The following is a 9,846-nucleotide window of genomic DNA, read 5'->3' as shown; positions in this document are numbered from 1 at the left end:
ATCGCCCGCCGCGCCACTTGCCGGGCCGCACGACACACCGCACCAAAGGTGCAAGACGCCGGACCGGCACGGGTCGGTGTCAGCGGCGTTGCTGAATTGTTACTGCCGACAACAAACTCGTGACCTCGGCGCTCTTGTGTTGCCGTGTGACCCCTAATACGTTGCCGGACACAACAAAACTCACCACCGACACCCTTCCCCCACCCTCGAAAGGACCCTGCACATGCGCAAGGGCTTCCTCGCCGTCGGCACCGTGGGCCTGCTGGCCCTCGGCAGCCTGACGGCCTGCGGCGACGACTCCAGCAACGAACCGGGCGGCTCGGACAAGACCCCGAAGATCGGCGTGATCCTGCCGGACAGCAAGTCCTCGGTCCGCTGGGAGAGCGCGGACCGCAAGTTCCTCAAGGAGGCGTTCGACGCGGCCGGCGTCGAGTCGGACATCCAGAACGCGCAGGGCGACAAGAACGCCTTCCAGACCATCGCCGACCAGATGATCACCAGCGGAGTCACCGTGCTGATGATCGTCAACCTGGACTCCGGCACCGGTAAGGCCGTCCTCGACAAGGCCAAGTCGCAGGGCGTGGCCACCATCGACTACGACCGGCTCACCCTCGGCGGCTCGGCCGAGTACTACGTCAGCTTCGACAACGTGGCGGTCGGCAAGCTCCAGGGCGAGGGCCTGGTCAAGTGCCTCACCGACGCGAAGGTGGAGAAGCCGGCGATCGCATACCTGAACGGCTCGCCGACCGACAACAACGCGACCCTGTTCAAGGAGGGCTACGACTCGGTCCTCAAGCCGAAGTTCGACGCCGGCGAGTACACCCAGGTCGCCGACGACTCGGTGCCGGACTGGGACAACGCGCAGGCCGCGACGATCTTCGAGCAGCAGCTCACCAAGGCCAGCGGCAAGATCGACGGGGTGCTGTCGGCGAACGACGGCCTCGGCAACGCCGCCATCTCGGTGCTGAAGAAGAACAACCTCAACGGCAAGGTCCCGGTGACCGGCCAGGACGCCGACCCGCAGGCGCTGCAGAACATCCTCGCCGGTGACCAGTGCATGACCGTCTACAAGGCGGTCAAGAAGGAGGCGGACGCCGCCGCCGAACTGGCCATCGGGCTGGCCAAGGGGCAGCGTAAGGAGACCGGCCAGACGGTGAAGGACCCGGACACCGGCCGCGACGTGCCGTCCGTCCTGCTCACTCCGGCGGCGATCTACAAGGAGAACGTCAAGGACGTCATCGCCGACGGCTACGTGACCAAGGACCAGATCTGCAAGGACGAATTCGCCAAGCTCTGCACCGACGCGGGCATCAGCTGACCGCACCCGTCCGGCGGCGCCGCCCGGCACGGCAACCCCGTGCCGGGCGGCGCGACGCCGCTGGACGGGCCCCGTTCTTCCTCCGTGAATAAGGAGACCCCCGTGTCCGCGACCCCACTGCTGGAGCTACGCGGGATCGACAAGAGCTTCGGTCCCGTCCAGGTTCTGCGTGATGTTGCCCTCTCCGCCTACCCGGGCGAGGTGACCGCACTCGTCGGCGACAACGGCGCCGGCAAGTCGACCCTGGTGAAGTGCATAAGCGGCATCTACCCCACCGACGCCGGCAAGTTCCTCTTCGACGGCCGACCGGTGAGCATCAACAGCCCGCGCGACGCCGCGTCGCTCGGCATCGAGGTCGTCTACCAGGACCTCGCGCTCTGCGACAACCTCGACATCGTGCAGAACATGTTCCTCGGCCGGGAGAAGCGCAGCGGCATCGTGCTCGACGAGCCGACCATGGAGCAGATGGCCGCGGAGACCCTGGCCGGGCTCTCGGTACGCACCGTCAAGTCGCTGCGCCAGCACGTCTCCAGCCTTTCCGGTGGGCAGCGCCAGACGGTAGCGATCGCCAAGGCGGTGCTCTGGAACAGCAAGGTGGTGATCCTGGACGAGCCGACCGCCGCGCTCGGCGTCGCGCAGACCGCCCAGGTGCTCGAACTGGTCCGCCGGCTCGCCGACAGCGGCCTGGCCGTCGTGCTCATCTCGCACAACATGAACGACGTCTTCGCCGTCTCCGACCGGATCGCCGCGCTCTACCTCGGCCAGATGGTCGCCCAGGTGAAGACCACCGACATCACCCACGCCCAGATCGTCGAGCTGATCACCGCCGGTCGCACCGGCACGCTCGGGCTCACCGCCGACACGGGCGGCAACGGCAACGGCTCGGCACCGGCCGGACCCCAGCACCGCGGAGGGATGGCATGAGCACCACCGCCGTCAAGCAGGAGGGGCCGGCCACCGTCGCATCGGCACCCACAATCGGCAGCCACGTCCGTGGCTACTTCCGACGGGTACGCGGCGGCGACATCGGCGCGCTGCCGGCCGTCGCCGGGCTGCTCGTCCTCTGCACGATCTTCTCGATCATGCGGCCGTCGTTCCTCACCGCGGGCAACTTCGCCAACCTGTTCACCCAGGGTGCGGCGGTCACGCTGATCGCGATGGGCCTGGTCTTCGTGCTGCTGCTGGGCGAGATCGACCTCTCGGCCGGCTTCGCCAGCGGCGTCTGCGCGGCGGTGCTGGCGAACGTGATCACCGTCCTGGGTCACCCCTGGTACGTCGCGGTGCTCGCCGCCGTGCTCACCGGCCTGGTCATCGGCACCTCGCTCGGTCTGCTGGTCGCCAAGGTCGGCATCCCCTCGTTCGTGGTCACCCTCGCCGGCTTCCTCGCCTTCCAGGGCGTGGTCCTGCTGCTGATGGAGGAGGGGCGGAACATCTCCGTCCGCGACCCGGTGCTGGTGGCGATCGCCAACCGCAACCTTCCGCCGACGCTGGGCTGGGCCCTGGCCGCCCTCGCGGTCGCCGGATTCGCCGCGGTGCAACTGCTGCGCTACCGCAAGCGGGCGGCCCGGGGACTGATCAACGACCCGCTGGCCATGGTGCTGGCCCGCATCGGCGTGCTGGCCGTCGTCCTCGGCGTCGCCGTCTACGTGCTCAACCTGGAGCGCAGCCGCAACGTGCTGATCAGTTCGCTCAAGGGCGTGCCGATCGTGGTGCCGATCATCGCCGTGCTGCTGGTGATCTGGACCTTCGTGCTCCAGCGCACCAGCTACGGCCGGCACATCTACGCGGTCGGCGGTAACAAGGAGGCGGCCCGCCGGGCCGGCATCAACGTGGACCGGATCCGCATCTCGGTCTTCGTGATCTGCTCCACCATGGCTGCGGTGGGTGGCATCGTCGCCGCCAGCCGGGCCAACTCCGTCGACCCGAACACCGGCGGCAGTAACGTACTGCTCTACGCGGTGGGCGCGGCGGTGATCGGTGGCACCAGCCTCTTCGGTGGCAAGGGCCGGGTCCTGGACGCGGTTCTCGGCGGCGCCGTGGTGGCGGTGATCGACAATGGGATGGGCCTGATGGGCTACAGCCCGGGCGTGAAGTATGTGGTCACCGGTGTGGTGCTGCTGCTCGCGGCGAGCGTCGACGCGCTGTCCCGACGACGAGCCGCCGCCACCGGCAACCGCTGACCAGCACCACCGAAGGTAGTAAAGCTCCCATGCGCGCAGGACCCAGCCAGGACGAGATCCGTCGACAGAACCTCGGTGCCCTGCTGCGCCACGTGCACCTGCACGGCGCCACCACCCGCGCCGAGCTGACAAACACGCTGGGGCTGAACCGGAGCACCATCGGCGCGCTCACCGCCGACCTCGCCGCGGCCGGCCTGGTGACAGAGGGGGCGCCGAGGGAAACCGGCCGGGCCGGACGACCATCGCTTGTCGTCCGGCCCGAGTCGGCCCGGGTCTTCGCGTACGCGTGCAGCATCGAGGTGGACCGGCTGCGGGCCGCGCGGGTAGGTCTCGGCGGTGCCGTGCTCGACCGCCGGGAGCTGGACCGGCCGCGCGGCCTGACCGCGACGGAGGTCGCACCGCTGCTGGCCGGGGCGGTCAAGGAGATGCGGCACGGGCTGCCGGAGGACGCGGTCTGTGTCGGCGCGGGCGTGGCGGTCTGCGGAATGGTGCGCCGCGACGACGGACTGGTCCGGCTCGGCCCGACCACCGGCTGGGTGGACGAACCGATCGGTACGGCGCTCGGCGCCGAACTCGGCGTGGACGTGCCGGTCACGGTCGGCAACGTGGCCGACGTGGCGGCCTTCGCCGAACACGCCCGGGGGGTGGCGGCCGGCTGCGACAACGTCATCTACCTCTACGGCGACGTCGGTGTGGGTGCCGGCATCATCGCCGGCGGGCGGCGGCTGACCGGGCACGGCGGCTACAGCGGTGAGGTCGGGCACATGGTGGTGGCCCGCGACGGGGTGCGTTGCGAGTGCGGCAACCGGGGTTGCTGGGAGACCGAGATCGGCGAGCACGCGCTGCTGCGGGCCGCCGGACGGTCCGACGCCCGGGGCCGGGAGGCGATGCTCGCGGTCTTCGACGCCGCCGACCGGGGCGACGCCCGGGCCCAGACCGCGGTACGCCAGGCCGGCGACTGGCTCGGCTTCGGCGTCGCCAATCTGATCAACATCTTCAACCCGGAGATGGTCATCTTCGGCGGCACGATGCGCGACCTCTACCTGGCCGCCGCCGCCCAGATCCGCAGCCGGCTGAACTCCAACGGACTGCCCGCCTGCCTGGAACACGTCCGGCTGCGTACGCCGAAGCTCGGCGAGGACGCCCCGTTGATCGGTGCCGCCGAACTCGCCTTCGAGCGGCTGCTGGCCGACCCTCTCGACGTGGGCTGACCGGCTCGCCTACAGATGACCGCAGACCGTTTCGTGAACCGGTGAACTGATGGGCCAGACAATCCGTACCAGTGTCCGGACGGGCACCGGCGGGATGCGGACGCCCGTCACGAAGATGATCGGTTCTCGTCCGAGGAGGCGCCGCAGACATGGCACCGCTGGATTCCGTTCGTCGCCGGCAGGGCAACCGGTCCCGTCGCTTGGCGGTGCTACTCACCACGATCGCCGCAGCCCTTGTCGTGCTGCCCGGAGCGGCGCTTGCCGCGCCCGCCGGCCAGCAACTCGCCGCCGCCGACCAGGCACTGCTCGACGGGGTCCGGCTGGCCGGACTCTGGGAGATGCCCGCCGGGCAGATGGCCGCCGAGAAGGGCACCACGCAGATCGTCCGGGACGTCGGCGCGGAGATCGCCCGGCAGCACGAGGAGTTGGACCGACTCACCGTGGAGGCCGCCAACAAGCTCGGCGCGACCGTGCCGACCGTGCCGTCCGCGCAGCAGCAGCAGTGGCTGACGGAGATGAAGAACGCCAGCGGCACCCAGTTCGACCAGATCTTCGTCACCCGGCTCCGGGTCGCCCACGGCGCGATCCTCCCGGTCGTCACCGCGGTCCGGGGCGCCACCCGCAACGAAGTCGTCCGGGACCTGGCGAACGCCACCAACAAGTTCGTCAGTGACCACATGCTGCTGCTGGAGAGCACCGGCCTGGTTCGCTATGCCGAACTGCCGCCCGCCGTGCTTCCCGCGCCGGGCGAGGACGGACTGATCGCCCGCGCGCAGGCCAACAGCGCCCCACAGGTGGGCATCAGCAACACCGTGATCTGGGCGATCTTCCTCGGCGCGCTGGGCGCCGGCGGATTCCTCACGTACCGCCTGTTCCGGCGCAGCTGAGCCACCCACCGATGGCCGTACGCACCCGGGCCGTTGTCCTGCTCGGGTTGATCCTGACCACGTTGTGCGCCGCCCTGGTCCCCGCCGGACCAGCGGCGGCGCACGCCGTTGTGGTGAGCACCACGCCGCAGCGCGACGAGGTGCTCGGGTACGCACCCCGCGAGGTGCTGGTGACCTTCAGCGAGCCGATCGCCGCCGTCGCCGGCCGGGTGCAGGTGCTCGCGCCCGACGGCAAGCGGATAAACGTCGGCGACCCGGAAGTCCGGGACGGCACCATGCGGATCACGCTGCGCGCCCCCGACCGGCCGCTCGGCACCTACCTGGTCAGCTACCGGGTGATCTCGGCGGACAGCCACCCGATCGCCGGCAGCTTCACCTTTGCCGCCGGAGCGCCGTCGGCCACCCCGCCGCTGCCGCCCGAGAGCGGCACCGAGTCGCCGGCCGGGACGCTGGTGCCGGCGGCAAAGTACCTCGGCTATGTGGGTCTGCTGCTGGCGATCGGCCCGCCGCTGCTCACCGCCGCCCTGTGGCCCCGGCGACGCTCCCGGCGCGGCGCAACGATCATGGCGCTGGTCGGCCTCGGTCTGGTCGCGGTCGCCACCGTGGGCACCTGGATCGGGCAGGCCGCACAGGTGGTCGGTGCGCCGGTCGGGCAACTCTCCCCGGCCGACCTGCGCGCGGTCGCCGACACCAACATCGGGCTGGTGCTGACCGTACGCCTGGCGCTGGTGGCGCTCGCCGCGGCGCTGCTGCCGGCGGTCACCCGGGGCACCGCCGGACGGGGGCGTCTCGCCGCGCTGGCCGTGGTGGCGGTGGCCGGACTGGTGACCTGGCCGCTCGCCGGGCATCCGGTGGCCTCACCGGTGCCGCCGGTGAGCATCGCGCTGACCACCGTGCACATCGCCGGGGTCGCCGTCTGGCTGGGTGGGCTGCTCGCCCTCACCGTGTTCCTGCTGCGGGGCACCCACGAGCGGGTGCTCGCCCGGATCCTGCCGGCCTGGTCGAGGTGGGCCACGCTGGCCGTGGCCTGGCTGGTCACCGCGGGCGTGCTCCAGGCCGCGATCGAACTGGGTCGGCCGGCGGCGCTGCTGGGCAGCACGTACGGTCGGCTGCTGCTGGCCAAGGCCGTGCTGCTGGCCGGGGTGCTGGCCGTCGCGGCGTGGCAGCGCCGGCTGATCCGGGCGAAGGCCGCCGCCGGATCGCCCCGCCGGGTCGCCCGTGCCGCCGGTGTCGAACTCGCCGCGACCGCCGTGGTGCTGGCGCTGACCGCGGTGCTGGTGCAGACCCCGCCCGGCCGTACGGCCGGCACGGCCGCCGACGGGGTGACCCGGGAAGGCGTGGCGCAGTCGCTCACCACCGACCTGTTCACCCTCCAGTTCGACATCTACCCGGCGGTCGCCGGGACCGCGAACAGCTTGCACGCATACGTCTACACGCCGCAGGCCAAGGAGTTGCCGGTGGCGGAGTGGACGATCACCGCAGCCCTACCCGACGCCGGCATCGAGCCGATCACCGTCGATGTCCTGGCGCTGGAGCCGCATCACGGCAGCGCTGAGATCCACTTCCCGGTGGCCGGCGAGTGGACGCTACGGATCAGCGCCCGGACCAGCGAGATCGACAGATCCACCGCGACCACCACGGTGACCATCGGCTGACCGGCGGCCGGGCGCGGGTCAGGCAGCGGGCAGGCGCGGCCGGGCAGCGGGTCGGGCCGGTGGTGCGGACCGGGGGTTCAGCGGTCGACCTGGGTGAAGTCCCACGAGTGCGCCGGCCGGGCCAGCAGCATCACCGGCGGGTCGGGCAGCGGCCGGGGGCTGCTGCGCCACTTCGAGATCACCACGATCCGGTGATCGGTGGAGGAGAAGACCTCACTGGACAGGTGCAGCGGGTCGTGTTCGAACTCGGGCAGGGCGCTGTCACACACCCAGGTGATCAGGTCGGCGAGCGCGTACGGCTCCGCCCGCGCCTCCCACATCCGTACGATCACGTCGCCGTCCTCTCTCACACGCTGACCGTGGTCAGCGGCATCGCCGAATCCGCGGGCAGGTCGAGCCGGCTCGGCGCGACCCCCGAGGCGACCAGGTGCGCGCCGAGCGCCGCCACCATCGCGCCGTTGTCGGTGCAGAGTCCGGGCCGGGGCACCCGTACCCGGATGCCGTGCCGGGCGGCCCGCTGTTCGGCCAACGCCCGCAGCCGCGAGTTGGCCGCCACTCCCCCGCCGATGACAAGCGTCTCGACGCCGTTGCTGCGGCAGGCGTCCAGCGCCTTGCCGACCAGCACGTCGCAGACCGCCTCCTGGAACGAGGCCGCCACGTCGGCGACCGGGACCGGCTCACCGTCGCGCTGCCGCGCCTCCACCCAGCGGGCCACCGCGGTCTTCAATCCCGAGAAGGAGAAGTCGTAGCGGTGCCGGGCGAGATCCTTGGCCGCGGTCAGCCCGCGCGGGAACGCGATGGCCGCCGGGTCGCCGGCCCGGGCCTCCCGGTCGATGTACGGCCCACCCGGAAACGGCAGACCGAGCAGTCGGGCGATCTTGTCGAACGCCTCACCTGCCGCGTCGTCGATGGTGGCGCCGAGCGGCGTCACACCCCGGGCCAGGTCGTCCACCATCAGCAAGGACGAGTGCCCGCCGGAGACCAGCAGGGCGATCGCCGGTTCGGGCAGCGGGCCGTGTTCCAGGGTGTCCACGGCGACGTGCGCGGCCAGGTGGTTGACGCCGTAGACCGGCTTCTCGGCGGCGACCGCGTACCCCTTGGCCGCTGCCACACCGACCAGCAGCGCGCCGGCCAGCCCGGGACCGGCGGTGACCGCTATCGCGTCGACGTCGGCGATGGTCACCCCCGCCTCGCTCAGCGCCCGCTCCATGGTCGGCACGATGGCTTCCAGATGCGCCCGGCTGGCCACCTCGGGCACCACACCACCGAACCGGGCGTGCTGGTCCACGCTGGAGGCGAGCGCGTCGGCGAGCAGGGTGTGCCCGCGTACGACACCGACACCTGTCTCGTCGCACGAGGTCTCGATGCCGAGGATCAGTGGTTCGTCAGCCATGACACTCTCAGTCCCGGATGCGCCGCATCACCAGCGCGTCGGTGTTGCTCGGTTGGTAGTAGCCACGACGTACGCCGATCGGCTCGAAGTCGTACGTCGCGTAGAGCCGCTGCGCCGGTGCGTTGTCCGCCGCGACCTCCAGCAGCACGGCGCGTACGCCGAGCCGGGTGGCCTCGGCGAGCAGCGCCTCCAGCAGCAGCCGGCCGATCCCGCGGCGCTGCGCGTCCCGGCGGACCGCGATGTTCTGCACCCACGCCTCGTCGGGCGGCGCGACGGCCAGCCCGGCGTAGCCGAGCACCGCGCCGTCGGCAGCTGTCGCGACCCGGTAGTGCTGGCCGTTGGCCAGTTCGTTCCAGAACATCGCGGCGGACCACTGTTCCGCGCCGAAGAGGTCCGCCTCGATCGGCAGCACCTCGTCAATGTGCCACCAGCGGAACCGGTCCAGCCGTACCTCGCTGGGCTGATGATCCGCTCGCTGCCGCTCGCTCATGGCAGGACCGGCTTGCGCGCGGTCGCCGCCACCGCGTCCGGTCGCCGTAGGTAGAGCGGGGTCAGCGGGTCGCCGGGCGCACCGGCCCGGATCCGCTCGGCGGCCAGGGCGGCTAGCGCTGTCGCATCGGGATAGCGTGGTTCGGCCCGCAGCGGCAACCCCAGTGCGTCGGCGTAGCGGTGTGCACCGTCGCCGACCGCAGCGGTCACGGCCAGGGCCCGGGCCCGCTCGGCGGCCACCGCGGGCGCGCCCACCTCCGGCCCCAGCAGGCGTTGGCCGGCACCGTCGTAGACCGCCCAGTAGATCTCCCGACGCCGCGCGTCGCTCGCCGCCAGCACCGGTTCGCCGGCGGCCGCCGGGTACCCGATGGCGTCGAGCGAGCAGACACCGTACGCCGGGACACCGAGCACCTGGCCCATGGTCGCGGCGGTGACCAGACCCACCCGCAGCCCGGTGAACGGGCCGGGGCCGAGCCCGGCGACGATCGCGCCCAGCTCCGCCGGTCGGGCATCGACGTCGGCGAGCACCGCGTCCACCTGTGGCGCGAGCAGCTCACCGTGCGCCCGTGCGTCGACGGTGCACCGATGTGCCCGGCACGTGAGGCCGCCCGCGGTGACCTCGACGATTGCCGCGGTCACCGCCGGGGTCGAGCTGTCCACCACCAGTACGAGCACAGTGAGCCAGCCTAGCCGCCCCACCGACCGCCCCGTGA

10 protein-coding genes are annotated in these 9,846 nt (G+C 71.6%); 6 read left to right on the top strand and 4 right to left on the bottom strand.

What is annotated here, in order from left to right:
• Window positions 1-223: 223 nt before the first annotated feature.
• The 6 genes from C1I93_RS24245 to C1I93_RS24220 all read left to right on the top strand — a co-directional run bounded on the left by C1I93_RS24245 (window position 224) and on the right by C1I93_RS24220 (window position 7,251).
• Window positions 224-1,318 (top strand): sugar ABC transporter substrate-binding protein, encoded by a 1,095-nt coding sequence (locus C1I93_RS24245; protein WP_111245597.1) that lies wholly within the window; start codon window positions 224-226, stop codon window positions 1,316-1,318.
• A 102-nt stretch (window positions 1,319-1,420) separates the two neighbouring features.
• On the top strand, window positions 1,421-2,242 hold the full coding sequence (locus C1I93_RS24240; RefSeq protein WP_111245596.1) for an ATP-binding cassette domain-containing protein: 822 nt from the start codon (window positions 1,421-1,423) through the stop codon (window positions 2,240-2,242).
• A complete protein-coding gene (locus C1I93_RS24235; RefSeq protein ID WP_111245595.1) occupies window positions 2,239-3,498 on the top strand; it encodes a sugar ABC transporter permease in 1,260 nt (419 codons plus the stop codon). Before C1I93_RS24240 ends, C1I93_RS24235 begins: the two co-directional genes overlap by 4 nt.
• Before the next feature lie 29 nt (window positions 3,499-3,527).
• Complete coding sequence (locus tag C1I93_RS24230; protein WP_111245594.1) at window positions 3,528-4,709, top strand: ROK family transcriptional regulator; 1,182 nt, start codon at window positions 3,528-3,530, stop codon at window positions 4,707-4,709.
• Window positions 4,710-4,858: 149 nt separating this feature from the next.
• The gene (locus tag C1I93_RS24225) at window positions 4,859-5,596 is read left to right on the top strand and encodes a DUF4142 domain-containing protein (protein WP_111245593.1); all 738 of its coding nucleotides are present in this window, start codon (window positions 4,859-4,861) and stop codon (window positions 5,594-5,596) included.
• Window positions 5,597-5,607: 11 nt separating this feature from the next.
• On the top strand, window positions 5,608-7,251 hold the full coding sequence (locus C1I93_RS24220) for a copper resistance CopC/CopD family protein (protein ID WP_111245592.1): 1,644 nt from the start codon (window positions 5,608-5,610) through the stop codon (window positions 7,249-7,251).
• Window positions 7,252-7,328: 77 nt separating this feature from the next.
• Here C1I93_RS24220 and C1I93_RS24215 read toward each other — a convergent pair whose 3' ends face one another.
• The 4 genes from C1I93_RS24215 to tsaB are packed head-to-tail and all read right to left on the bottom strand — an operon-like array spanning window position 7,329 to window position 9,808.
• Entirely contained in the window at window positions 7,329-7,583 is a 255-nt protein-coding gene (locus C1I93_RS24215) for a hypothetical protein (protein WP_111245598.1), read from the bottom strand.
• Between the two features lie 14 nt (window positions 7,584-7,597).
• Window positions 7,598-8,644 carry a tRNA (adenosine(37)-N6)-threonylcarbamoyltransferase complex transferase subunit TsaD gene (gene tsaD, locus C1I93_RS24210; protein WP_111245591.1) on the bottom strand — a complete coding sequence of 349 codons (1,047 nt, stop codon included), beginning with the start codon at window positions 8,642-8,644 and terminating at the stop codon, window positions 7,598-7,600.
• Between the two features lie 7 nt (window positions 8,645-8,651).
• The gene (rimI, locus tag C1I93_RS24205; protein WP_111245590.1) at window positions 8,652-9,134 is read right to left on the bottom strand and encodes a ribosomal protein S18-alanine N-acetyltransferase; all 483 of its coding nucleotides are present in this window, start codon (window positions 9,132-9,134) and stop codon (window positions 8,652-8,654) included.
• Window positions 9,131-9,808 carry a tRNA (adenosine(37)-N6)-threonylcarbamoyltransferase complex dimerization subunit type 1 TsaB gene (gene tsaB, locus C1I93_RS24200; protein ID WP_111245589.1) on the bottom strand — a complete coding sequence of 226 codons (678 nt, stop codon included), beginning with the start codon at window positions 9,806-9,808 and terminating at the stop codon, window positions 9,131-9,133. The genes rimI and tsaB overlap by 4 nt, the downstream gene beginning before the upstream one ends.
• Window positions 9,809-9,846 lie beyond the last annotated feature (38 nt).

The organism is Micromonospora endophytica (assembly GCF_003236305.1).
Classification (GTDB): domain Bacteria; phylum Actinomycetota; class Actinomycetes; order Mycobacteriales; family Micromonosporaceae; genus Micromonospora; species Micromonospora endophytica.
This window is presented reverse-complemented; position numbering and strand designations above follow the sequence as displayed.

Coding starts and splice junctions, on each gene's coding strand:
- C1I93_RS24245 (WP_111245597.1), top strand. CDS start 224: ATGCGCAAGGGCTTCCTCGCCGTCGGCACCGTGGGCCTGCTGGCCCTC.
- C1I93_RS24235 (WP_111245595.1), top strand. CDS start 2,239: ATGAGCACCACCGCCGTCAAGCAGGAGGGGCCGGCCACCGTCGCATCG.
- C1I93_RS24230 (WP_111245594.1), top strand. CDS start 3,528: ATGCGCGCAGGACCCAGCCAGGACGAGATCCGTCGACAGAACCTCGGT.
- C1I93_RS24225 (WP_111245593.1), top strand. CDS start 4,859: ATGGCACCGCTGGATTCCGTTCGTCGCCGGCAGGGCAACCGGTCCCGT.
- C1I93_RS24220 (WP_111245592.1), top strand. CDS start 5,608: ATGGCCGTACGCACCCGGGCCGTTGTCCTGCTCGGGTTGATCCTGACC.
- tsaD (WP_111245591.1), bottom strand. CDS start 8,644: ATGGCTGACGAACCACTGATCCTCGGCATCGAGACCTCGTGCGACGAG.
- rimI (WP_111245590.1), bottom strand. CDS start 9,134: ATGAGCGAGCGGCAGCGAGCGGATCATCAGCCCAGCGAGGTACGGCTG.